20 protein-coding genes are annotated in these 23,695 nt (G+C 71.4%); 10 read left to right on the top strand and 10 right to left on the bottom strand.

Annotated features, from left to right (window positions below; translation table 11 throughout):
* Nucleotides 1-42: 42 nt before the first annotated feature.
* On the bottom strand, nucleotides 43-2,385 hold the full coding sequence (locus ACF1G2_RS12155) for an ATP/GTP-binding protein (protein WP_391798198.1): 2,343 nt from the start codon (nucleotides 2,383-2,385) through the stop codon (nucleotides 43-45).
* 216 nt (nucleotides 2,386-2,601) lie between these two features.
* On the opposite strand from ACF1G2_RS12155, the gene gabT reads away from it, so the two are divergent.
* The 3 genes from gabT (at nucleotide 2,602) to ACF1G2_RS12170 (ending at nucleotide 5,481) form a co-directional block, all read left to right on the top strand.
* Complete coding sequence (gene gabT, locus ACF1G2_RS12160) at nucleotides 2,602-3,936, top strand: 4-aminobutyrate--2-oxoglutarate transaminase (RefSeq protein ID WP_383180164.1); 1,335 nt, start codon at nucleotides 2,602-2,604, stop codon at nucleotides 3,934-3,936.
* A gap of 331 nt (nucleotides 3,937-4,267) precedes the next feature.
* Nucleotides 4,268-4,804 (top strand): phosphatase PAP2 family protein, encoded by a 537-nt coding sequence (locus ACF1G2_RS12165; RefSeq protein ID WP_391798199.1) that lies wholly within the window; start codon nucleotides 4,268-4,270, stop codon nucleotides 4,802-4,804.
* A gap of 20 nt (nucleotides 4,805-4,824) precedes the next feature.
* A complete protein-coding gene (locus ACF1G2_RS12170; RefSeq protein ID WP_391798200.1) occupies nucleotides 4,825-5,481 on the top strand; it encodes a hypothetical protein in 657 nt (218 codons plus the stop codon).
* Between the two features lie 102 nt (nucleotides 5,482-5,583).
* Here the strand turns inward: ACF1G2_RS12170 and ACF1G2_RS12175 are convergent, their stop codons facing one another.
* Both ACF1G2_RS12175 and ACF1G2_RS12180 read right to left on the bottom strand, forming a co-directional pair.
* Nucleotides 5,584-7,386 (bottom strand): chitinase, encoded by a 1,803-nt coding sequence (locus tag ACF1G2_RS12175; RefSeq protein ID WP_391798201.1) that lies wholly within the window; start codon nucleotides 7,384-7,386, stop codon nucleotides 5,584-5,586.
* A 69-nt stretch (nucleotides 7,387-7,455) separates the two neighbouring features.
* Nucleotides 7,456-7,926, bottom strand: coding sequence for a hypothetical protein (locus tag ACF1G2_RS12180; RefSeq protein ID WP_383228181.1), 471 nt, complete (start codon nucleotides 7,924-7,926; stop codon nucleotides 7,456-7,458).
* A gap of 277 nt (nucleotides 7,927-8,203) precedes the next feature.
* Here ACF1G2_RS12180 and ACF1G2_RS12185 point away from each other — a divergent pair, with 277 nt between their 5' ends.
* A complete protein-coding gene (locus ACF1G2_RS12185) occupies nucleotides 8,204-10,534 on the top strand; it encodes an MMPL family transporter (RefSeq protein WP_391798202.1) in 2,331 nt (776 codons plus the stop codon).
* Nucleotides 10,535-10,552: 18 nt separating this feature from the next.
* Here the strand turns inward: ACF1G2_RS12185 and ACF1G2_RS12190 are convergent, their stop codons facing one another.
* The 6 genes from ACF1G2_RS12190 to ACF1G2_RS12215 are packed head-to-tail and all read right to left on the bottom strand — an operon-like array spanning nucleotide 10,553 to nucleotide 17,739.
* Entirely contained in the window at nucleotides 10,553-11,971 is a 1,419-nt protein-coding gene (locus ACF1G2_RS12190) for an NAD(P)/FAD-dependent oxidoreductase (protein WP_391798203.1), read from the bottom strand.
* A 36-nt stretch (nucleotides 11,972-12,007) separates the two neighbouring features.
* Nucleotides 12,008-12,802: an ABC transporter permease gene (locus ACF1G2_RS12195; protein ID WP_391798204.1), complete on the bottom strand. Its 795-nt coding sequence runs from the start codon at nucleotides 12,800-12,802 to the stop codon at nucleotides 12,008-12,010.
* Nucleotides 12,802-13,737, bottom strand: coding sequence for an ABC transporter permease (locus tag ACF1G2_RS12200; protein WP_391798205.1), 936 nt, complete (start codon nucleotides 13,735-13,737; stop codon nucleotides 12,802-12,804). The genes ACF1G2_RS12195 and ACF1G2_RS12200 overlap by 1 nt, the downstream gene beginning before the upstream one ends.
* Nucleotides 13,734-14,906, bottom strand: a complete 1,173-nt coding sequence (locus ACF1G2_RS12205) for an ABC transporter ATP-binding protein (RefSeq protein WP_391798206.1) — start codon at nucleotides 14,904-14,906, stop codon at nucleotides 13,734-13,736. Before ACF1G2_RS12205 ends, ACF1G2_RS12200 begins: the two co-directional genes overlap by 4 nt.
* Before the next feature lie 40 nt (nucleotides 14,907-14,946).
* Nucleotides 14,947-16,194: a spermidine/putrescine ABC transporter substrate-binding protein gene (locus tag ACF1G2_RS12210; protein WP_391798207.1), complete on the bottom strand. Its 1,248-nt coding sequence runs from the start codon at nucleotides 16,192-16,194 to the stop codon at nucleotides 14,947-14,949.
* Nucleotides 16,195-16,224: 30 nt separating this feature from the next.
* Entirely contained in the window at nucleotides 16,225-17,739 is a 1,515-nt protein-coding gene (locus tag ACF1G2_RS12215; RefSeq protein ID WP_391798208.1) for a gamma-aminobutyraldehyde dehydrogenase, read from the bottom strand.
* Between the two features lie 175 nt (nucleotides 17,740-17,914).
* Here ACF1G2_RS12215 and ACF1G2_RS12220 point away from each other — a divergent pair, with 175 nt between their 5' ends.
* A complete protein-coding gene (locus ACF1G2_RS12220) occupies nucleotides 17,915-18,466 on the top strand; it encodes an NADAR family protein (protein WP_391798209.1) in 552 nt (183 codons plus the stop codon).
* A 140-nt stretch (nucleotides 18,467-18,606) separates the two neighbouring features.
* On the opposite strand, the gene ACF1G2_RS12225 is transcribed toward ACF1G2_RS12220, so the two are convergent.
* Nucleotides 18,607-19,257, bottom strand: coding sequence for a DUF4190 domain-containing protein (locus tag ACF1G2_RS12225; protein ID WP_391798210.1), 651 nt, complete (start codon nucleotides 19,255-19,257; stop codon nucleotides 18,607-18,609).
* 75 nt (nucleotides 19,258-19,332) lie between these two features.
* Here ACF1G2_RS12225 and ACF1G2_RS12230 point away from each other — a divergent pair, with 75 nt between their 5' ends.
* The 5 genes from ACF1G2_RS12230 to ACF1G2_RS12250 are packed head-to-tail and all read left to right on the top strand — an operon-like array spanning nucleotide 19,333 to nucleotide 23,691.
* Nucleotides 19,333-20,358 carry an adenosine deaminase gene (locus tag ACF1G2_RS12230; RefSeq protein WP_391798211.1) on the top strand — a complete coding sequence of 342 codons (1,026 nt, stop codon included), beginning with the start codon at nucleotides 19,333-19,335 and terminating at the stop codon, nucleotides 20,356-20,358.
* 21 nt (nucleotides 20,359-20,379) lie between these two features.
* On the top strand, nucleotides 20,380-21,072 hold the full coding sequence (locus ACF1G2_RS12235; RefSeq protein WP_391798212.1) for a glycerophosphodiester phosphodiesterase: 693 nt from the start codon (nucleotides 20,380-20,382) through the stop codon (nucleotides 21,070-21,072).
* A complete protein-coding gene (locus ACF1G2_RS12240) occupies nucleotides 21,069-21,854 on the top strand; it encodes an SAM-dependent methyltransferase (RefSeq protein ID WP_391798213.1) in 786 nt (261 codons plus the stop codon). Before ACF1G2_RS12235 ends, ACF1G2_RS12240 begins: the two co-directional genes overlap by 4 nt.
* Nucleotides 21,854-23,023 (top strand): sensor histidine kinase, encoded by a 1,170-nt coding sequence (locus ACF1G2_RS12245; protein ID WP_391798214.1) that lies wholly within the window; start codon nucleotides 21,854-21,856, stop codon nucleotides 23,021-23,023. Before ACF1G2_RS12240 ends, ACF1G2_RS12245 begins: the two co-directional genes overlap by 1 nt.
* Nucleotides 23,020-23,691, top strand: a complete 672-nt coding sequence (locus tag ACF1G2_RS12250; RefSeq protein WP_391798215.1) for a response regulator — start codon at nucleotides 23,020-23,022, stop codon at nucleotides 23,689-23,691. Before ACF1G2_RS12245 ends, ACF1G2_RS12250 begins: the two co-directional genes overlap by 4 nt.
* The last annotated feature ends 4 nt before the right edge of the window (nucleotides 23,692-23,695 follow it).

The raw sequence follows: 23,695 nt of genomic DNA on the forward strand, positions 1-23,695 counted from the left end.
GACTTGGCCGGGGCCCGCCCTGGCCGAGCCCGGGGGGCCGCGTCAGCTCCGCAGATCCACCAGGAGGGGTGGCGTGTGCTCTCCGTGCACGTCGGTGAGGGAGAGCACGGCGTGCCCGGCGGGGACGGCGTGGGCGAGGTCGGAGGCCGACCAGCGCTGCCGCTCCACCTCCCGTACGGTCACGGCCTCCGCCGTCGTGGCCTTGCCGGTCACGAGGCGCCGCATGAAGTGCAGGGCCTTGGTGAGGGGCTCGTCGGAGATGATCTGGCGGTTGGTGACGTCGCGGGTCTGCACCCATTCGGTGCCCCAGGTCTCGGCGAACCGTCCGCCGTCCCAGGGCGCGATCCCGGCGAACGCCATCCGGCAGCCGACGGCCCCGAGCAGTGGGCCGCGCAGGGCCTCGGGCACGTCCTCGAGGCTGCGCAGGGCGAGGACGACGCCCGCGTTGGCGGAGCGGAGCCGCTGGACGGCGCGGACGGACTCGCCGGTGACGGTGTATGTGGCGTCGTCGAGGACCAGGCAGGCGAAGAGGGAGCGGTCGCGTCGGGCGAGGGCGGCCTCGGCGAACTGGGCGAGCAGCAGCCGGGAGACGATCCTGGAGGCTTCGGCGTGGCCGCGCTCGGGGAGGTCGACGCGGACGCGGAGGGGGTGCTCGACGGCGCGGAGGGAGAACCGGGGCTTCGTGCCGTGGGCGCGCTCGGAGCCCTCGGACTCCTCCGTGCGAAAGAAGCGGGCGAAGGCGGGCCGGTCGAGGAAGGCGACGCGCTCGGCGAGCAGCACGCCGACCTCGTCGCCGCGGTCGGCCTGGCGCTGCCGGGCGTCGAGCTCGCGGAGCTGTGCGGGGTCGCCCGCGACGGCCTCGCGCAGCGCGGCCAGCGCCGCGGGCGTCCCGCCGAGCAGCTCGCGCAGCTCGGGCACGCCGGGGAAGCGGCCGTACGCGGCCAGGAACGGGCCGATCAGCTGGGCGAGCGCGGTGGCGGCCCGGCGGCTGTCCGCGGCCAGGTCCCCGACGAGCGCCTCGGCGAGGATCCGGGCGGCCTCGTCGGGGTCGTCGGCGCCGCCGTACAGGTCGAGGTCGTGGGTGGACCCGGGCCGCCCGACGGACACGACGACGTCGAAGGCCTCGTCGGGCCCGAGGGCGGCCCCGTGCGAGGTGACGGCGACGACGGCGGCGCGGTTGGCGAGGGCCTGCAGACAGAGCGCCTCGACGACGGGCCGCACGAGCCGCACGGTCTTCCCGGCCCCCGCGGGCCCTACGGCGACGAGCGAGGTGCCCAGCACCGCCGGCTCCAGGGCGACGCCGGTGGTGCGCCGGGCGTACGGGTTGCGCGGGTGGTCGGCGGCCGTGCCGATGAGGACCTGGTCGGTGGCGAGGTCGTGGGTGGCGGTGCGGACGGGCAGGTCGCGCCGGCCGGAGGGGTGGCCGCAGGCGGCGGCACCGCGGGTGCGCACGGCGTCGGTGAACGCGGTGAGGCGCTCGGGACGGGCCCGTACGCCCTGCCAGGCACGGCGGATCCGGGCGTAGTCGACGTCGCCCAGGGTCCCCTGCCGGGTGGCCTCGGCGAGCTGGGCGGCTGCCTCGGCCAGTCCGGCGTCCCGCAGCTCGGGCCATTCGGCGGGGTCCTTCGCCGGGGCGGGCGGTGGCGGCGGGGCGGTGGCGGACGTACCGGCGGGGCCACCGAATCGGCGACGTACGGCGGGCCAGGTGCCGGCCCGGCCCACGGCGGCGACGATCGCGGCGATCAGGAGGACGTAATAGACGTTGGAAACCCAGGTGATCCAGGTTTGCGTGCGGGGCATCTCGCGCCAGACGCCAGGCAAGAGCACGAAGAGCGGCCAGACGGGCACGCCGTAGCGCTGCCAGATCTCGCGCCAGTTGCCGACACGGCCGAAGCCGACGGCGAAAAGGGTGAGCACGGTCGCATACCAGAGGTAGCTCGCCCCGCCGTAGACGGGTGTTCTACTCAAATCCTCTGGGATGAGCCACTGCAACGGCAGCAGCCACCAGTCGTCGACGAAGATCCACCACCCCTCCAGATATCCGTTCCAGAGCAGCGACCACAGCAGCCAGCCACAGAGGTACGCGACGAGCGCGCCGGTGATCAGCTGGCGGCCGGGCACCAGGTCGGGCTCCTGCTCGGGCCGCTCGCGGTGCCCGAGCCGCCAGACACCCGGGCCGGCGGCTGGGCGGGGGATCCGGAGCCACTCGGCGACGCCGATGCGCGTGGGCGCGTGGGTGGGGGGTGGGGGTGTCGCGGGGGGCCCCGTCGGAGGGGCCGGTGGCACGGGTGGGCCCGCGGGGCGCGGGACCGCGCCCGCCCGGGGATCACGTGGCTCGCCGCCTCCCCGGGTGTCGCGTGACTCGTACGTGCCTTCGGTCTCCATGAACCCCTGCCCCCTGACCAGCCAGGTCGCCGCATCTGTGCCACCGTCAATCTAGTGGGCGAGGCCCGGCCCGGAGCGGTTTCCCCGCCGCCATGTCCACACCGGACAACGACATACCCCCCAACACTCCCGATCGGCGCATGCCCGCGCCCCTCCCCCGCGCCTAGCCTGCGGAAGAAACCCACAAGAGCGTCCAGAACACCCCAGGAGCCCCGCATGAACGCTGTCCCGCAGGAGCGGCGCGTCGTCACCGCCATCCCCGGTCCGAAGTCGCAGGAGCTGCAGGCCCGCCGCCTCGACGCCGTGGCCGGCGGCGTGGGCTCCGTGCTGCCCGTCTTCACCGCGAAGGCCGGCGGCGGCATCATCGAGGACGTCGACGGCAACCGCCTGATCGACTTCGGCTCCGGCATCGCCGTGACCTCCGTCGGCGCCTCCGCCGAGGCCGTCGTGCGCCGCGCCGCCGCGCAGCTCGCCGACTTCACGCACACCTGTTTCATGGTCACGCCGTACGAGGGCTACGTCGAGGTCTGTGAGGCGCTCTCCGAGCTGACCCCCGGCGACCACGCCAAGAAGTCCGCGCTGTTCAACTCCGGCGCCGAGGCCGTCGAGAACGCGGTCAAGATCGCCCGTTCGTACACCAAGCGCCAGGCCGTCGTCGTCTTCGACCACGGCTACCATGGCCGTACGAACCTGACGATGGCGCTGACCGCGAAGAACATGCCGTACAAGCAGGGCTTCGGCCCGTTCGCTCCCGAGGTCTACCGCGTCCCGGTCGCCTACGGCTACCGCTGGCCCACCGGCGCCGAGAACTGCGGCCCCGAGGCCGCCGCGCAGGCGATCGACAACATCACCAAGCAGATCGGCGCAGAGAACGTCGCCGCGATCATCATCGAGCCGGTCCTCGGCGAGGGCGGCTTCATCGAGCCGGCCAAGGGCTTCCTGCCGGCGATCGTGAAGTTCGCCAACGACAACGGCATCGTCTTCGTCGCCGACGAGATCCAGTCCGGCTTCTGCCGCACCGGCCAGTGGTTCGCGTGCGAGGACGAGGGCATCGTCCCCGACCTGATCACGACCGCCAAGGGCATCGCGGGCGGTCTGCCGCTCGCCGCCGTCACCGGCCGCGCCGAGATCATGGACTCCGTGCACGGCGGCGGCCTGGGCGGCACCTACGGCGGCAACCCGGTGGCCTGTGCCGGTGCGCTCGGCTCCATCGAGACGATGAAGGAGCTCGACCTCAACGCCCGGGCGAAGCACATCGAATCCGTCATGAAGACCCGCCTGTCGGCGATGGCGGAGAAGTTCGACGCCATCGGCGACATCCGCGGCCGCGGCGCCATGATCGCCATCGAGCTGGTCAAGGACCGCGACACCAAGGAGCCGAACCCGGAGGCCGCGGGCGCGCTCGCGAAGGCCTGCCACGCGGAGGGCCTGCTGGTCCTGACCTGTGGCACCTACGGCAACGTGCTCCGCTTCCTGCCGCCGCTGGTGATCGGTGACGATCTCCTGAACGAGGGTCTCGACATCATCGAGAACGCGTTCGGGCAGATCTGAGCCCTTCGCCCCGCCGTGTGAAGAGAGTGTGGGGGGCCGATGGCGGGATGGAGATCCGGCTGTCGGCCCCCTTCTCCGTGCCGTACGGTTTCTGCAGATGAGAGAAACACCCCGCTCGCAGGAGACCGCGAGCGACAACAGGGCGGAGCCTCCCCAGCCCCGTCCTGCCCGCGCCCTGGCGCACACCACTGGAGCCTCGCGCTCCGGAACTCCTCACCGATCGGATGGCCGCCCGCCCCACACCCCCCGGGGCGCGCGGCAGCCCGATCACCTCGGACGCCCCGGAACCACCCCCCCTGTTCCGGGGCGTCCGGCTGTCTTCTCGGCGGTCGTGCTGTTCGCTGTCATCACCTGGCAGGTCGTCGTGGCGGGTCCGCTCGCCCGCCTCGACGAGCACCTCTCCCGCTCCCTGGTCGACCGCGTCCCCCGCTGGTTCTCCGAACTCGGCGCAGACCTCGGCAACATGACGGTCGCCCTCCCCGTGCTCGGCTGCGCGATGGCGTACGCGCTCTGGCGCGGACGGCGGGCCCAGGCCCTCGCCGCCGGCCTCGCCATGGCACTCGTACCGCTGCTGATCGTCCCCCTGAAGGAGTGGACGGCCCGCCCCGGCCCGCTGGAACCGTGGGCGGCGGGCTACTACCCGTCGGGCCACACGGCGACGGCGATGGTGGCGTACGTCGGCGCGGCCTTCCTCGTCTCGCGCCGTCTTCTCCCGCTGGCCGCCGTGCTGACGACGCTGACGGCTCTCGGTCTGATCCTCCGCGGCTTCCACTGGCCCCTGGACGTGCTGGCCTCGGTGGCCCTCTGCCTCCCCCTGCTCCGCTGGCCCGTCGTCGCCGAGCGGTACGGTCGCGCTTCACGTCCGTGACCGACCGACGGGGAGCAGAGATGACGATTCGACGACCTGGACTGCCGGGGGACCTGCCGTCCCCGGAGGTGCTGTGGGCGCGCTGGGCGCTGGTGGCCGTGCTGGGGGCCACCGCCGAGGCGGAGGAGAGGACGGGGTACCGCACCGGCACCTGGATCGACGAGGAGGGACTCCACCTCGACGACTGCGGCTGCACCTGGTGGACGTTCTCCCGTGTCGGCGAGGGCCGGTACGTGCTCTTCGGTGAGGACGAGTCGAGCGGCGTGAAGTGGCACGGGACGCCGATCGACATGCTGGCGGGCGGGCCGGACTGGCTCCCGTACGAGGAGCTGCGGGACCGGCTCGCCGGGAACGAACTGGGGTGCGTCTACTGGTACGAGAACGGCGCCTGGGCGCGCGCGCCGTACCCCGAGGACCTGGAGGACGACGGCCTGGACTGCGGGATGAGCCGCTTCGTCGACCGGGTCGACGCCCTCCGCCTGCTGGCCGACCACGTCCGGTACGACGGAGGCGGCCCCGCCGAGACCCTCATGCGCCACGCGGAGGAGTACCGGCTCACGCCGGACCTCCTGGAGGCGCATGCCGCCCCGGTCGACGGGGGCGCCCCTGACCTCCCGGCCATGGCCCGGGCCCTGCGCCGGGCGGGGCTGTCGGCCCGGGCGGCGACGGTCGGCTGACCGCCGGACCACGCGGCGGGCCGGCCGCGCGGACATCCGCGCGGCCGGCCCTTTCCTCGCACCCGAGGCGTCGGGCGACGGCACCGGCGCCGGTCGTGGTCGTCAGCTCCAGTTGTAGGCGTCGAAGTTCCGGCTGAACTCACCGCCGTTGAAGCGGTCCCAGTTGATCGACCAGGTCATCAGGCCGCGCAGCGCGGGCCAGGTGCCGTGGGTCTGGTAGGTGCCGCAGTTCGTCCTCCTGGTCAGGCAGTCCAGCGCCTTGTTCACCTCGGACGGGGTCGTATGGCCGTTGCCCGCCTGGGTGGAGGCGGGGAGGCCGATGGCGACCTGGTCGGGGCGGAGGGCCGGGAAGACACGGTCCGTGTTGCCCGCGACCGGGAAGCCGGTCAGGAGCATGTCGGTCATGGCGATGTGGAAGTCCGCGCCGCCCATGGAGTGGTACTGGTTGTCGAGGCCCATGATCGGGCCCGAGTTGTAGTCCTGGACGTGGAGCAGCGTGAGGTCGTCGCGCAGGGCGTGGATGACCGGGAGGTAGGCGCCGGCGCGCGGGTCCTGGCCGCCCCACTGGCCGGAGCCGTAGAACTGGTAGCCGAGCTGGACGAAGAAGGTCTCCGGGGCCATCGTCAGGACGAAACCGGAGCCGTACTTGGCCTTCAGCGACCTGACGGCCGAGATCAGGTTGACGATCACGGGGCTGGTGGGGTTGCGGAAGTCGGTGTCGCCGGTCTGCAGCGAGAGGGAGTGGCCCTCGAAGTCGATGTCCAGGCCGTCGAGCCCGTACTCGTCGATGATCTTCGAGACGGAGGAGACGAAGGCGTCGCGGGCGGCCGTGGTGGAGAGCTGGACCTGGCCGTTCTGGCCGCCGATGGAGATCAGGACCTTCTTGCCCGCCGCCTGCTTGGCCTTGATCGCCGCCTTGAAGTCCGCGACGGACTCCACGTTCGGGCACTCGGTGGCCGGGCAGAGGGAGAAGCGGATGTCGCCGGAGGTCACCGACGTCGGCTCCCCGAAGGCGAGGTTGATGACGTCCCAGGAGTCGGGGACGTCGGCCATCCGGGTGTAGCCGGAGCCGTTGGCGAAGCTGGCGTGGAGATAACCGACGAGCGCGTGGGCCGGGAGGCCGCCGCCGGGGTTGCCGCCGCCGGACGTCGTGGTCGCGGTGACGGCCGTGGACTTCGCCGACTCGCCCGCGCTGTTCACCGCCGAGACCTGGAAGGTGTACGAGGTGGAGGGCGTGAGGCCGGTCGCGGTGTACGAGGTACCGGTGACCGTCACCGCCGGGGCTCCGCCGCGGTGGACCTTGTAGGAGGTCGCGCCGGAGACCGCGGGCCAGGTCAGCGGTATGGACGTGGAGGTCGGGGAGCCGGCGGCGAGGCCGGTGGGGGTGGCCGGGGCCTGGACGGGGTCGCCGCCGGGGCCGATCAGGGAGAGGTCGTCGGCGAGATAGGCGCCGGTGCCGTACCAGCCGTGGGTGTAGAGGGTGACGGAGGTCGTCGAGGCGCCGGTCGTGAAGCCGGTGGTGAGCTTCTGCCAGTCGGGGGCGGACTGGGTCCAGGTGGAGACGTCGCTCGTGCCGGTACCGGAGGCGCCGAGGTAGACGTAGCTGCCGCGCACCCAACCGCTGAGCGTGTAGGCGGAGTTCGGCTTCACGGTGACGGTCTGGGAGCACCTGGCCTGGTCGTTGCCGACCGGGGTCGCCTGGAGCGCCTTCGCCCCGCCGTGTACGGGCGAGGAGACGACGGCACCGCTGCCCGCCGTACAACTCCAGCCGTCGAGGCCGGATTCGAAGCCGCCGTTGCGGGCCAGTTCGGAGTCCGCGGCCTGGGCCGCGGGGGTGAGGGAGACGAGTCCGCCGGCGGCGAGCACGCCCGCCAGCAGGAGCGTGAGGGGTCTGGTGCGGTCCACAACTGCCTCCGGGGGTGGGGAAATCGAGGTGGGGAGCGCGCCACAGCATGGTCCAGACCAATCAAGTGGTCAAGACCTCTGTTCTCCTTCGCCCCGCGCCAGCCGGCCCGCCGCCTCGTGCATCGCCAGCTCCAGGAGCGAGGCGTCGTTGAGGGTGCCGCTGCCGTCCGGCGTCACCAGCCAGCGCACTCCGCCCGCCGCGCGACCCGGGTAGGGGACGACGATCCAGGTGCCGCGGCCTGCGCTGCGCACCCCCGTACCGAGCCAGCGCGAGGCCGTGCCCGGCGGCACGAAGAAGCCCATCCGCGCCTCTCCGAAGTCGGCGAGTACCGGCCCCGGCCGGTCGACGAGGCGGGTCAGCACATCGAGCGTGGGATACCCGAGCTCCCCCGGCAGGATGAGCACGTCCCAGCGCTTCCCGGCGGGCAGCAGCGCGACGCCGAGCGGGTTGCGCTCCCACTCCCACCGGCAGGCGCCGGGATCCGGCGCCACCGATGCCAGCCACTCCACCGCGGACCTGGCCGCCCCCGAACCACTCATGGCCAACGGCCTCCCTTTCGTGTGCGGACACGTCGTCCACAGGCAGAGAGCCGAGTGGGTGACGATCATTACGCGGGTTCGGTCAACGAGTCGGCAGTGAACTGGGTCACATCGCGAGCAAGTGGTGTGCGCCCAGGGCGCGCACCCGGCGCAGTGACTCCCACCGGGCGCATCCGATCGGGTGGACGGCGGCGGGCCGGGTCGGCGGCTTCCGCCGCCCGCCCACGCCCACGTGGTCGTATGGCCCTCCGCGCCGCGCTCACCACGGGAGTCACCCATGTCGTTCCCGCCGTCATCGGGCACCGCACCCGGCAGCCGAAGCTCCGGCAAGAAGGGGATGCTGTGGCGGCTCGGCGCGTGGTCGGCGCGCCATTTCGTCATCGTGATCGCCGGGTGGATCGTCGCGCTGGCCGCTCTGCTCGCCCTGGAGCACGCGTACGGCGGCGAGTACTCCGACAACTACGCGCTGCCCGGCACCCAGTCCCAGGAGGGACTCGACGTGCTCAGGGAGCACGAGCCGGCGGCCGGCGGCTACAGCGCCCAGGTGGTGCTGTACGACTCCGCCAAGCCGCTGACCGAGCTGAGCGACGAGATCTCCTCCACGGTCACCGCCCTCGGGAAGCTGCCGGAAGTCCTCAACGCGCAGAACCCGCTGCCCGCGCCCGGCACCCCGCCGCCGAGCCTGCCGCCGGGCACGCCGAACCCCGGGCCGCTCTCGACGGACGGCAAGACCGCCTACATCACGATGCGCTTCAGCGTGCAGCCGTCGACCCTGAACGACGACTACCTGAACGGCGTGGACACGGCCGTGGCGCCGCTGCGCGCCGCCGGTGTCGAGGTCGAGTACGGCGGCACGCTGGGCGAGCTCGCCCGGCCGGAGCCGAACGACAAGCTCAGCGAGGCGATCGGCTTCGGGGTCGCGATCGTCGTGCTCCTGATCGGCTTCGGCAGCGTGGTCGCGGCCGTTCTGCCGCTGGTCACCGCTCTGTTCGCGGCCCTCTGCGGCATCGCGATCCTCGGACTGCTCGCCGCCGTGTGGACCTTCGCGACCGTCTCACCGACGCTGGCCACGATGATCGGCATCGGCGTCGGCATCGACTACGCGCTCTTCCTGATCACCCGCCACCGCCAGCTGCTGATGAACGGCATGGATCCGGTGGCGGCGGCCGGGACCGCCACCGCCACGAGCGGCCGGGCCGTCCTCGTATCGGGATGCACCGTCATCATCGCCCTCTCCGGGCTGTGGGTCTCCGGACTGACCTTCATCGGTCTGCTCGGACTCGCCGCGACGTCCACCGTCGTCACCGCCGTCATCGGCGCGCTGACGCTCGTACCGGCGATGCTCGGTCTGATCGGGCGGCGGATCGACAAGCTGCGGGTGCGCACCCCGGTCGCCGAGACCGACATCGAGGAGGGCGTGGAGACCGGAACCTGGCACCGCTACGCCCTGCGGGTGGAGCGGCGCCCCTGGTGGTTCCTGAGCGCGGGTGTCGTCCTGCTCGTCATCCTCGCCATTCCCATGTTCTTCATGCAGCTCGGGCACATCGGCGACGGCGCCGACCCGAAGTCCTTCACCGACCGGCGGGCCTTCGACCTGATGTCCTCCGCCTTCGGGCCGGGCTCCAACGGGCCGCTGACCCTGGTCATCGACCAGACCTCGGTGCCCGAGTCCGACCGGTCCGCCCTCGCCTCGCAGGCCGCGAAGGCCCTCACCGGGGTGCCGAACGCCGCCCTGATCACCCCGCTGACGGCGACGTCGGACGGGGACGTCCTCATCGGCACCGCCTACTCGGTCGCCGCGCCCCAGGACGAGAAGACGACGGAGCTGGTCAACAACCTGACCGGCACCACCCTGCCGAACGCCGTCGCCGGTACCGACGCGACCACGTACGTCACCGGCACCACAGCCGCCCAGGTCGACTTCCTCGACATCGTCTCCAGCCGGCTGCCGCTCATCATCGCCGTGGTCGTCGCCCTGGCGTTCCTCGTCATCCTGGTCGTCTTCCGGGGCCCGCTCGTCGCCGCCAAGGCGGCCATCCTCAACCTGCTCTCGATCGGCGCCTCGTACGGCGTGGTGGTCGCCGTCTTCCAGTGGGGCTGGGGCGGGCCCTCGCTCGGGGTCTCCGGAGACGTGCCGATCGAGAGCTATGTGCCGATGATGATGTTCGCCATCGTCTTCGGTCTGAGCATGGACTACGAGATCTTCCTGCTGTCCCGGGTCCACGAGGCGTGGCTGCGCACCGGCGATGCCAAGGCGAGCGTCGCGCACGCCCTGGAGATCACGGCCCGCGTCATCACCTGCGCGGCGCTCATCATGGTCAGCGTCTTCGCGGCCTTCATCGTCAGCGACAACATCGTGGTGAAGATGCTGGGCCTCGGCCTGGCGGCGAGCGTGCTGATCGACGCGACGATCGCCCGTCTGCTGCTGGTGCCCGCCGTGATGACGCTGCTCGGGCCGAAGGCCTGGTGGACCCCGCGCTGGCTGGACCGCATCCTGCCGCACCTGGACACCGAGGGCGAGGGCGAGCTCGCCGCGGCGACCGGGAGCGGGAACGGGACCGGGAACGGGGGCGGGAACGGCGCGGCGGGGCCACGGAAGACTCCGTGACCCCGCCGGACCGCCGGCTCAGCTGTCGAAGCCCAGGCCCAGCCGGTCCATCGCCTTCAGCCACAGGTTGCGGCGGCCGCCGTTCTCGTCGGCGCGTGCCATCGACCACTTGGTGATGCCGATGCCGGCCCAGGCGATCGGCTCCGGCGGGAAGGGCAGCGGCTTGGAGCGGACCATCTCCAGCTCGGTCTGCTCGGTCCGCTCGCCCGCGAGCAGATCGAGCATCACGTCGCCGCCGAAGCGCGTGGCGCCCACACCGAGGCCGGTGAAGCCCGCGGCGTACGCGACCTTGCCCTGGTACGCCGTACCGAAGAAGGCCGAGAAGCGCGAGCAGGTGTCGATCGCGCCGCCCCAGGCGTGGCTGAAGCGGAGCCCCTCCAGCTGCGGGAAGCACTGGAAGAAGTGCTCGGCGAGCTTCAGGTACGTCTCCGGGCGGTGGTCCATCTCGGCGCTGACCCGGCCGCCGAAGCGGTACACGGCGTCGTAGCCGCCCCAGAGGATCCGGTTGTCGGCGGTGATCCGGAAGTAGTGGAACTGGTTGGCGCTGTCGCCGAGCCCCTGACGGTTCTTCCAGCCGACGGCGGCGAGCTGCTCGGGCGAGAGCGGCTCGGTCGTCAGGGCGTAGTCGTACACCGGGACCGTGTAGTGCCGGACCCGCTTGACCAGCGAGGGGAAGACGTTGGTGCCGAGCGCGACCCGGCGGGCGAGGACCCGGCCGTACGGGGTGCGCACGCCCATGCCCGCGCCGACGGAGACGAGGTCGAGTCCGGGGGTGTTCTCGTAGATCCGCACGCCCAGGTCCTGGCAGGCCCGCTTCAGGCCCCAGGCCAGCTTGGCCGGGTTGAGCATGGCGACCCCGCGCCGGTCCCAGAGTCCGCCGAGGAAGGTCGGGGAGGCGACCTCCGCGCGGACGGCGTCGCCGTCGAGGAGTTCGAGCCCGTCCGCGAGACCGAGCCGCTCGATCTCCGCGTAGACCTCGTGCAGTTCGTCGACCTGGTACGGCTCGGTGGCGACGTCGATCTCGCCGGTCCGCTCGAAGTCGCAGTCCAGGCCGTACCGGTCGACCGCCGCCTCGATGGAGTCGAGGTTGCGCTCGCCGAGCTCCTCCAGCTTCGGCAGCTCGCCCGGCCAGCGGGCGAGCCCGTTGCCGAAGCCGTGCGTGAGGGAGGCGGCGCAGAAGCCTCCGTTGCGGCCCGAGGCGGCCCAGCCCACCTCGCGCCCCTCGATCAGTACGACATCCCGGGAGGGGTCGCGCTCCTTGGCGAGGAGCGCGGTCCACAGGCCGCTGTAGCCGCCGCCCACGACGAGAAGATCGCACTTCTCCGTGTGGGTGAGGGCGGGCAGGGCTCCGGGCTTGCCGGGGTCTTCCAGCCAGAAGGGGACGGGCTGGGCGTCGGAGAGAGATTGTGCAGCGAGACGCATGGCGACTGGGGCCATGGTTTCCAACTCCTTCAGGTGTTGCTCAGGACGTACTCAGCTTGCCGCTGATTTCTTGCGCCGGTTGGTGACGATCTGTCCGGCTACCACCACCAGTACGGCAATGATGAACATCGCCGTGCCGATGACGTTGATCTGGACCGGCGTGCCGCGCTGCGCCGAACCCCAGACGAACATGGGGAAGGTGACGGTCGAGCCCGCGTTGAAGTTGGTGATGATGAAGTCGTCGAACGAGAGCGCGAAGGCGAGCAGCGCGCCGGCGGCGATGCCGGGGGCGGCGATCGGCAGCGTCACCCGTACGAACGTCTGCACCGGGCCCGCGTAGAGGTCGCGCGCGGCCTCCTCCAGGCGCGGGTCCATCGACATCACCCGCGCCTTGACGGCCGTCACCACGAACGACAGACAGAACATGATGTGGGCGATCAGGACCGTCCAGAAGCCGAGCTCGATGCCCATGTTCAGGAAGAGGGTGAGCAGCGAGGCGGCCATGACGACCTCGGGCATCGCCATCGGCAGGAAGATCAGCGAGTTGATCGCGCCGCGCGCCCGGAAGCGGTAGCGGACCAGCGCGAAGGCGATCATCGTGCCGAGGACCACCGCACCGACCGTCGCCCAGGCGGCGAGCTGGAGCGAGAGGGACAGCGACTCGCACATGTCGGCGACGCCGCAGGGGTCCTTCCAGGCGTCCAGCGAGAAGCGCTGCCAGGCGTAGTTGAAGCGCCCGTTCGGCTTGTTGAACGAGAACACCATCACGACGATGTTCGGAAGGATCATGTACGCGAGCGTCAGCAGGCCCGCGATGGCGACAAGGTTCCGACGGATCCAACGCATCAGACCAGGTCCTCCGTTCCCGCGCGGCGGATGTAGACGGTGACCATGAGGAGCACGATCGCCATGAGGATGAAGGACAGGGCGGCGGCCGTCGGGTAGTCGAGGACGCGCAGGAACTGCGACTGGATGACGTTGCCGACCATCTTGGTGTCGGTGGAGCCGAGGAGTTCCGCGTTGACGTAGTCGCCGCTCGCCGGGATGAAGGTGAGCAGCGTGCCCGAGACCACGCCCGGCATGGAGAGCGGGAACGTCACCTTGCGGAAGGTGGTGGCCGGGGAGGCGTACAGGTCCTGCGCGGCCTCGTGCAGCCGGCCGTCGATCCGCTCCAGCGAGGTGTAGAGCGGAAGGATCATGAACGGCAGGAAGTTGTACGTCAGACCGCAGACCACCGCCATCGGCGTGGCGAGCACGCGGTCGCCCTCGGTCCAGCCGAGCCAGCTGGTCACGTCCAGGACGTGCAGCGCGTTCAGCGCGTCGACCACCACGCTGTCGTCGGCGAGGATCGTCTTCCAGGCCAGGGTCCGGATGAGGAAGCTGGTGAAGAAGGGCGCGATGACGAGGACGAGGAGCAGGTTGCGCCAGCGGCCGGCCTTGAAGGCGATCAGATAGGCCAGCGGGTAGCCGAGGAGCAGACAGAGCAGCGTGGCGGTACCGGCGTACAGCAGCGAGCGGACGAACTGCGGCCAGTACTCCTGGAAGGCGTCCCAGTAGGTCTGGAAGTGCCAGGTGACCTCGAAGCCCTTCTCCAGGGAGCCGGTCTGCACGGAGGTCGAGGCCTGGTAGACCATCGGCAGCGCGAAGAAGACGAGCAGCCAGACGATGCCGGGCAGCAGCAGCCAGTAGGGGACGAGCCGCTTGCGGGTGGAGGGCTTGCGCAGCACCGGTGTTCCGGCGGGCGCGGTCTCCTCCTCCTTGGTGAGGGTGGGAGTGCTCATCCGGCGTCCTCCACCGTCTCCACGCCCGCGTCGATGTCCTGATCGGCGTCCAGGCCGAAGGTGTGCGCCGGGTTCCAGTGCAGGACGACCTCGGCGCCGGGGAGGAGGCGCGTGTCCCGCTCGATGTTCTGCTCGTAGACCTGGAGCTCCGCCCCCGCCGGGCTGTTCACCACGTACTGCGTGGAGACTCCGATGAAGGAGGAGTCGGCGATCCGGCCGGTGACCTTGTTGCGGCCGTCGGCTATCCGGCCCGCGTCGTCGGCGTGCGCGAGCGAGATCTTCTCGGGGCGGACGCCCACCAGGACCTTGCCGCCGGTGCGTACGGACGCCGTACAGCGGTCCGCGGGCACCCGGAGCTTGCCGCCGCCCGCCGTGACGACCAGGTCGGAGCCGCCGGTCTCGACGACCTCGGCCTCGATGAGGTTGGAGGTGCCGAGGAAGTTGGCCACGAACGTGGTCCGCGGGTTCTCGTACAGGTCGGCGGGCGCGCCGAGCTGCTCGACCCGGCCGCCGTTCATCACCGCGACCTGGTCGGCCATGGTCATGGCCTCCTCCTGGTCGTGGGTGACGTGGACGAAGGTGATGCCGACCTCGGTCTGGATGCGCTTGAGCTCCAGCTGCATCTGGCGGCGCAGCTTGAGGTCGAGGGCGCCGAGGGGCTCGTCGAGGAGGAGGACCTGCGGGTGGTTGATGAGCGCGCGGGCCACGGCGACGCGCTGCTGCTGGCCGCCGGAGAGCTGGTGCGGCTTGTGCCGGGCCTTGTCGCCGAGCTGGACGAGCTCCAGCATGTCGTCGACCTGCTTCTTCACCGACTTGACGCCCCGCCGGCGCAGGCCGAAGGCGACGTTCTCGTAGATGTCCATGTGCGGGAAGAGCGCGTAGGACTGGAAGACGGTGTTGACCGGCCGCTTGTACGGCGGGAGGTCGGTGACGTCCTTGTCGCCGAGGAACACGGTGCCGCCGGTGGGGTCCTCCAGGCCGGCGATCATGCGCAGCGTGGTGGTCTTGCCGCAGCCCGAGGCCCCGAGGAGGGCGAAGAACGAGCCCTGCGGGATGGTCAGGTCGAGCGGGTGGACGGCGGTGAAGGAGCCGTACGTCTTGCTGATGCCGGTGAGACGGACGTCGCCGCCGCCCGTGGTCTTGCCAGTGTGAGCAGTCTTGTCAGTCATGGGTTGCGATCCCAGGTTCGTAAGAGGTGGACGACGGTTCTCAGGCACCGATGAGCTTGGCGAACTTCTCCTCGTACGCCGTCTCTTCCTCGCTGGTCAGCGAGCGGAAGGCGTGCGACTTCGCGGCCATCGCCTTGTCCGGCAGGATCAGCGTGTTGCTCGCCAGCTCGGGGTCGATCTTGGCGAGTTCGTCCTTCACGCCGTCGACCGGACAGACGTAGTTGATGTACGCGGCGAGCTGGGCGGCGACGGGAAGCTCGTAGTAGTAGTCGATGAGCTTCTCGGCGTTGGCCTTGTGCCGGGCCTTGGCCGGGACCAGCAGGTTGTCGCTGGAGGTGATGTAACCGGCGGACGGGATGGCGAACTTGATGTCCGGGTTGTCGGCCTGGAGCTGGATGATGTCACCGGCCCAGGCGAGACAGGCCGCCAGGTCGCCCTTGTCCAGGTCGGAGGTGTAGTCGTTGCCGGTGAAGCGCCTGATCTGCTTCTTGTCGACGCCCTTCTGGAGCCGGCCGATCGCCGCGTCGTAGTCGGCGTCGGTGAACTTCCCGGGGTCCTTGCCCATGTCGAGCAGGGTCATGCCGACCGAGTCGCGCATCTCGGTGAGGAAGCCGACCCGGCCCTTGAGGGAGGGATCGTCCAGGAGCTGGGTGACCGAGTCGACCTTCTTCCCTCCCGTCGCCTTGGAGTTGTAGGCGATCACGGTGGATATGCCGGTCCAGGGGTACGAGTAGGCGCGGCCCGGGTCCCAGTCGGGTCGGCGGAACTGGGCGGAGAGATTCGCGTAGGCGTTGGGGAGGTTGGCCGCGTCCAGCTTCTGCGCCCAGCCGAGCCGGATGATGCGGGCGGCGAGCCAGTCGGTGACGCAGATCAGGTCGCGGCCGGTGTCCTGGCCGGCCGCGAGCTGCGGCTTGATCTTGCCGAAGAACTCGACGTTGTCGTTGATGTCCTCGGTGTACTTGATCCTGATCCCGGTGCGCTTGGTGAACGCCTCCAGGGTCGGGCGGGACTTCTCGTCCTCGCTGACGTCCATGTACTCGGTCCAGTTGGAGAAGGCGAGCTCCTTCTCCTTGGCCGAGAAGTCCGTCGACGCCGGGCCCTGGTCGTCCCGCTTGGCCGGCGGGATGCCGCACGCGCTCAGGGACGCGAGTCCGCCGACCGTGAGCGCGCCGACGCCTCCGGCGCGCAGCATCGAACGGCGCGTGAGGGCGCCCCGGCCGCTCGTCAGACTGCGTCGCATCGCCGCGAGTTGTGCGGCGGACAGGCTGTCGGGCTGGTACTGCTCCATGCGCTGTGCCTCTCGGGGGTTGGGGAGGGACTACCGGTCTCCGAAGATCGTGCGGTGCCAGTCCTTGCGGACCACCGCGGTGTTTTCGTACATCACATGCTTGACCTGCGTGTACTCCTCGAAGGAATACGCAGACATGTCCTTGCCGAACCCCGACGCCTTGTAGCCGCCGTGCGGCATCTCGCTGATGATCGGGATGTGGTCGTTGACCCAGACGCAGCCCGCCTTGATCTCGCGGGTGGCGCGGTTCGCCCGGAAGACGTCGCGGGTCCAGGCGGAGGCGGCGAGGCCGTACGGGGTGTCGTTGGCGAGCCGGAGGCCGTCGTCGTCGCCGTCGAAGGGCAGGACCACCAGGACCGGCCCGAAGATCTCCGACTGCACGACCTCGCTGTCCTGCGCGGCACCGGTGATCAGGGTCGGCCGGTAGTACGCACCCTTCTTCAGCTCGCCGCCGGGGGCCTCGCCGCCGGTGACGACGGTGGCGTAGCCGCGGGCGCGGTCGACGAAGCCGGCCACGCGGTCGCGCTGGGCGTGGCTGATCAGCGGGCCGAGGTCGGTGGCGGGGTCGAAGGGGTCGCCCAGGCGGACGGTCTCCATGAGCTCGGCGACGCGGGCGACGAACGTGTCGAAGAGCGGGCGCTGGACGTACGCGCGGGTGGCGGCGGTGCAGTCCTGGCCGGTGTTGATGAGGGAGGCGGCGACGGCGCCGTGGGCGGCGGCCTCCACGTCGGCGTCGTCGAAGACGACGAAGGGTGCCTTGCCGCCGAGTTCGAGGTGGAGCCGCTTCACGGTGGAGGTGGCGATCTCGGCGACGCGCTTGCCGACGGGGGTGGAGCCGGTGAAGGAGGTCATGGCGACGTCGGGGTGGCCGACGAGGTGCTCGCCCGCGGTGCGCCCGGCGCCGGTGACGATGTTGACGACGCCGTCGGGGATGCCGGCCTCGGTGGCGGCCTGCGCGAACATCAGCGAGGTGAGCGGGGTGAGTTCGGCCGGCTTCAGGACGACCGTGTTGCCGGCGGCGATCGCCGGGAGGATCTTCCAGGCGGCCATCTGGAGCGGGTAGTTCCAGGGCGCGATGGAGCCGACGACACCGATGGGCTCGCGCCGTACGTACGAGGTGTGGTCGCCGCTGTACTCGCCGGCGGACTGGCCCTGGAGGTGCCGGGCGGCTCCGGCGAAGAAGGCCGTGTTGTCGACGGTGCCCGGTACGTCGAACTCGGTGGAGAGCTTGATCGGCTTGCCGCACTGGAGGGACTCGACGCGGGCGATGTCCTCGGCCCGCTCGGCGAGCACGCCCGCGAACCGGTGGAGGGCGTCGGAGCGCTCGCCGGGGGTCGCGCCCGCCCAGGCGGGGAACGCCTCCTTCGCGGCGGCGACGGCGTCGTCCACGTCGGAGGTGGACGCGAGGGTGTACGTGTACACACTCTCGCCGGTGGCCGGATCGACGACGCTGTGCTCGTCCCCTGAGGTTCCGGGGCGCAGCCGCCCGCCGATGTACTGTGCGCCGTCCGCGAAGCGGTCCGTCAGCTGGAAGCGGTTGCCCATGACGCTCTCCGTTGTTCCAGTTCGAATTGAGTGCCGATCCTGACAGAGGCCGATCGGTCCAACAAGGGATTCCGTCGTTGCCTTTTGGTTACGCGACGGAATCGGTCGACCATGTGTCGAGGGGTCGGGGAAATGACAGTACGGAGTGTCCGTGGCGGCTGTCAGAATCCCGTGCATGCGGACGATCGACACGCTGACGGAGCAGGTCAGCAGGGGTGAAAAGGTCAAGTGGCTGCACTTCTGGGGCCACCGGCCGAGGCCCGACGGGCAGCTGTCGGCGAGCTGTCTGAGCCAGTGGTGGGAGTCACCGTTCGAGGTCGACGGGGTGCGCTACGCGACCGCCGAGCACTGGATGATGGCGGCGAAGGCGCGGCTCTTCCGGGACCCCGAGGCGGAGCGGGCGGCGCTGTCGTCCGCCACGCCCGCGGAGGCGAAGAAGGCGGGGCGGCTGGTGCGGGGCTTCGACGAGGCGGTGTGGGAGCGGGAGCGCTTCGGGATCGTCGTCGAGGGCAGCGTGCACAAGTTCGCCTCGGACGAGTCCCTGCGCGCGTACCTGCTGGGCACCGGGGGACGGGTCCTGGTGGAGGCGAGCCCACTGGACCGGGTGTGGGGCATCGGTCTCGGCGCGGACGACCCGCGCGCGAAGGACCCGGCCCGGTGGCGGGGCCTGAACCTGCTGGGGTTCGCGCTCATGGAGGCACGGGAGCGGCTCCGCTCGGGCGGGTGAGGCTCGGGCGTGTGCGGCTCGGGCGGCTGCGGCTCGGTCGCACGAGGCTGGCGCGCAGGTCGGGCGTACGAGACCCGGGGGTACGAGAAGGGGCCCGGCGCTTCGGCGCGGGCCCCTTTTTCTCGACGACGGCCGGCGGGCTAGCGGTTCTCGACCACCAGGCTCGTCGAGAACGGGTCGTCCGAGCTGTCCTCGTAGCTCTCGGCCTCGACGATGGCCCAGATCACGAAAGCCAGGAACACGGCGCTGACCAGGATGCCGATCGAGCCGAGGACGATGCCCGCCGTCGCCATCCCGCCGTTGTTCGCCTCGCCCCGCTGGACCTTCTTGCGGCCGATGATGCCGAAGACCAGGGCCAGGATGCCGAGGACGACGCCGAGCCCGTACATGCAGAAGCCGGCCACGGCGATGATGCCGAGGACCATCGCCGCGATCCCCATCCCGTTGGACGGGGTCTGCTGCCACCCGGGCTGGCCGTAGCCGACGGTCCCGCCCGGGTAGCCCGGGTACCCGGGGTAGCCGTAGCCCGACGGCGCGGGCGCCGTGACCGGCGGCGGCGTCGGGTAGCCGTACGAGCCCGTCGCCGGGCCACCGGGGGCGACCGGCGGCGGCGGTACGTCCCCGGCGGACGGCATGGCCGTCATCGTCGGCTGGTCGTGCACCGGCGGACGGTCCTGCGGCATGGGCTCGGGCGTCGCCGCCTTGCTCAGTTCCACGCCGTCGCGGTTCGGCGGAGCCCACGGGTCCGTCGGGTCGTATCCGCCCCGCGGCTGGTCGCTGTTGTCAGACATGGGCCTCCCCCATCGTGGTCACGCCATGCTACGACCTCACTCCGACACGGGACCCGCCCGGCCTACGATGATCCGATGAACGATCTGCACTCCTTCATCGCGGGGCTGCCGAAGGCCGAGCTGCACGTCCACCACGTCGGCTCCGCCTCGCCCCGGATCGTCGCCGAGCTGGCCGCCCGGCACCCGGACTCCAAGGTCCCCACGGATCCCGAGGCGCTCGTCGACTACTTCACCTTCACCGACTTCGCCCACTTCATCGAGGTCTACCTCTCCGTCGTGGACCTGGTCCGCACCCCGGAGGACGTCCGGCTGCTGACCTACGAGGTCGCCCGGGACATGGCCCGCCAGAACATCCGGTACGCCGAGCTGACCATCACCCCGTACAGCTCGACCCGCCGCGGGATCGACGAGCACGCCTTCATGGCCGCGATCGAGGACGCCCGCAAGGCCGCGGAGACCGAGCTCGGCATCGTCCTGCGCTGGTGCTTCGACATCCCGGGCGAGGCCGGCCTCGAAGCCGCGGAGGAGACCGCCCGGCTCGCGGTCGACCTGCGCCCGGAGGGCCTCGTCTCGTTCGGACTCGGAGGCCCGGAGATCGGTGTGCCGCGTCCGCAGTTCAAGCCCTACTTCGACCGGGCCATCGCGGCGGGGCTTCGTTCCGTCCCGCACGCGGGCGAGACGACGGGCCCGGAGACGATCTGGGACGCGCTGAGGGAGCTGGGCGCCGAGCGCATCGGCCACGGCACCAGTGCCGTCCAGGACCCGGAGCTGCTCGCGTACCTCGCCGAGCACCGGATCGCCCTGGAGGTCTGCCCGACCTCGAACATCGCGACCCGTGCCGTCACCGACCTGGACCGGCACCCCGTCAAGGAGATGGTGGCGGCCGGCGTCCTGGTGACGATCAACAGCGACGACCCGCCGATGTTCGGCTCGGACCTGAACAACGAGTACGCCGTCGCCGCCCGGCTCCTGGAGCTGGACGAGCGCGGTCTCGCGGCCCTCGCCAAGAACGCGGTCGAGGCGTCCTTCCTCGACCCGGCCGGCAAGGCCCGGATCGCCGAGGAGATCGACACCTACACCGAGAAGTGGCTGGCGCGCTGACACTCTCGCGACAATGGCCCCATGGACCACGTCACTGTCGTAGGCCACCGCGGGGACCCGTACCGCGTCCGTGAGAACACGCTCGCCTCGATCGTCTCGGCGATCGAGGCGGGCGCGGACGCCGTCGAGGTCGATGTGCGGCTCACCGCGGACGGCGTCCCCGTCCTGCTCCACGACGACACGCTCAAGCGGCTGTGGGGCCATGACCGACCCCTGTCCGCGGTCTCCCTCGCGGAGCTCGCCGAGCTGACGTACGACGGCGTGCCCACGCTGCGCGAGGCGCTGATCGCGGCGGGGCCGTACCGGCTGATGCTCGATCTGCCCGGCGGGAACGAGCAGTCGGTCCGCCGCATCGTCGGCACGGTCCGCGAGTGCGGTGCCGCAGAGCGCGTCTACTACTGCGCGGGCGGGATCGCCATGCTCCAGGTGCGGGCCGCCGACCCGTCCGCCGAGATCGCGCTGACCTGGACCTCGCTCGCCCCGCCCCGGGCCGCGCTCCTGGACGCCGTGCGGCCGCGGTGGCTCAACTACCGCTTCGGCCTGGTGAGTCGGGAGCTGGTGGAGCTTGCGCACCGGGACGGCTACCTCGTCTCCGCCTGGACCGCGGACACCCGCCGCACCATGCGTAAGCTCCTGTCCCACGGAGTGGATGCGATCACCACCAACCGTGTGGACGCGCTCGCCGCCGAACTGCGAAGGGGTACGCCGAGGTGACCGGGACCGACAGGATCCGCACCGACATCGCGCACAACGCGCGGGTGTGGAACTACTGGCTGGGCGGCAAGGACAACTATCCGGTGGACCGGGAGGTCGGCGACCAGGTCACCGGCTTCTACCCGAGCATCGGCGAAGTGGCCCGCGCGGACCGGGCGTTCCTCGGGCGGGTGGTGACGCATCTGGCGGCCGAGTCGGGAGTGCGCCAGTTCCTCGACATCGGTACGGGCCTGCCGACGGCCGACAACACCCACGAGGTCGCGCAGCGCCTCGCGCCCGAGGCCCGGGTCGTCTACGTCGACAACGACCCGATCGTGCTGACCCATGCCCGCGCGCTGCTGACCAGCAGCCCGGAGGGCGTCACCGACTACGTCGACGCGGACGCGCGGGACCCCGAGCGGATCCTGGAGGCGGCGGCGCGGACGCTGGACCTGTCCCGGCCGGTCGCCGTCATGATGCTCGGCATCCTCAACTTCGTCCTCGACACCGCCGAGGCCCGGTCCGTCGTCCGTACCCTGATGGACGCGGTCCCCTCCGGCTCGTACCTGGTGCTGACCCATCCGACGCTGGAGCCGGAGCTCGGGGGCGAGGGGAACGTGGCGGCGATGGAGTTCTGGAACGAGCACGCGACCCCGCCGATCACGGCCCGCACCCGCGCCGAGTTCTCCTCCTTCCTGGACGGGCTCGACGTCCTGGAGCCGGGTGTCGTGTCCTGCGCGAGCTGGCGGTTCGCCCCGGCGAGCGAGGTGGCGCAGTTCGGCGCGGTGGGCCGGAAGCCGTAGTGGGGATACGGGGGGACGTCCGGGGGTGGTGGGAGCGGGCGCGGGAGCTCGGGGCCTCCCGTCCGCAGGCCGTGGACGTCGGGATCGCGCTGCTCGTCCAGGCGGCCATGACGATGCCGTTCGTGGTGCCCCGGCCGCCGGAGCTGGAGCCGGCGACCTGGCCCGCGTACGGTCTGACGACGCTCACCGTCGTCCCGTTGATCTGGCGCCGGCGCGCGCCGATCGCGGTGCTCCTCGCGATCGTGGCGACCAGCGCGCTGTACCGGCTGGCCGTGGAGGGCCCCGGCCAGCCCCTTCCGTACACAGGGCTCGTCATCGTCTACACGATCGCCGCGCTCTCGCCGCCGCCGAAGCGGCTCGCGGCCGCGCTGCTGCTGGTGGTCGCCGTGCCGGTGTCGGTGTGGCTGAACACCCGGTCCGCGCGTGAACTGACCTTCTCCCTCTTCGTGTTCGCGGCGGCGTACGTCTTCGGACGGCTCACCGACGCCCGGCAGCGGGCCGGCCGGGTGGAGACCGAGCGGGCGGCGGCGCGCGAACGGGCCCGGATCGCCAGGGAGATGCACGACATCCTCTCGCACGCGGTGAGCCTGATGATCGTGCAGGCGGAGGCCGGTCCGGTGGCGGTGCGGGCGGCCCCGGAGAAGGCCGAGGCGGCGTTCGACGCGATCTCCGCGACGGGACGGGACGCGATGGCGCAGCTGCGCCGGATGCTGGGCGTGCTGCGGGAGGGGGCCGAGGGCCCCGAACCCCTGCGGCCGCAGCCGGACCTCGACGGGCTCCCCGCCCTGCTGGAGGGCGTACGCGCGGGTGGCCTCGAGGTCTCGTACGGGACGGTGGGCGGGGTCCGTTCCCTGCCCGCGGCGACCGGGGCGACGGTCTACCGGATCGTCCAGGAGGCGCTGACGAACGTGGTGAAGCACGCGGCGGCCCGCACGGCCGCCGTGCGGCTGGCGCACGGAGAGGGGGTGCTGGAGGTGGTCGTGACGGACGACGGGCGCGGGCCCCGGCGGGGCGCGCGGCCGGCAGGCGGCGGGCACGGGCTGGTCGGGATCCGTGAGCGGGCGGCCGCACACGGCGGGACGGCGGAGTGCGGGCCCGGGCCTGAGGGCCGGGGGTTCCAGGTGCGGGTCACGCTCCCCGTGGCAGCCGTCCGGGAGGTGGCGCGGTGACGGTCCGCGTGGTGGTGGCCGACGACCAGGAGCTGGTCAGGAGCGGCTTCGCGATGATTCTCGACGTGCAGCCGGAGATCGAGGTCGTGGCGGAGGCCGGCGACGGAGCGGCGGCGGTGGAGGCGGTGCGCCGCCACTCCCCCGACGTGGCTCTGCTCGACATCCGGATGCCGCGCATGGACGGCATCGAGGCCTGCCGGACCATCAGTGCCGAGTCGGCCTGCCGGACGGTGATGCTCACGACCTTCGACTCCGACGCGTATGCGTACGAGGCGCTGCACGCGGGCGCGAGCGGGTTCCTCCTGAAGGACGTCCGCCGGGACGATCTGGTCCACGCCGTACGGGTCGTGGCGCGGGGCGACTCGCTGCTCGCCCCTTCGGTGGCGCGGCGGCTGGTCGAGGAGTACACCCGCCCGGCCCGGCGCCCTCCCCGCACCGACCCGCGCCTCGACGCGCTGACGGCCCGAGAGCGGGAGACGCTGCTGCTGCTCGCGCGGGGCCTGTCGAACGCGGAGATCGCGGCGGAGCTGGTCGTCAGCGACCACACGGTGAAGACGCACGTGGGGAACGTGCTCGCGAAGCTGGGGCTGCGGGACCGGATCCAGGCGGTGATCTGCGCGTACGAGAGCGGCCTGGTCACCGCGGGTGCTCCCCCGGCCGGGGGATGAGCGG

Origin of the sequence: Streptomyces sp. NPDC013457 (assembly GCF_043089925.1) — a bacterium.
In the GTDB taxonomy this organism is placed as follows: Bacteria; Actinomycetota; Actinomycetes; order Streptomycetales; family Streptomycetaceae; genus Streptomyces.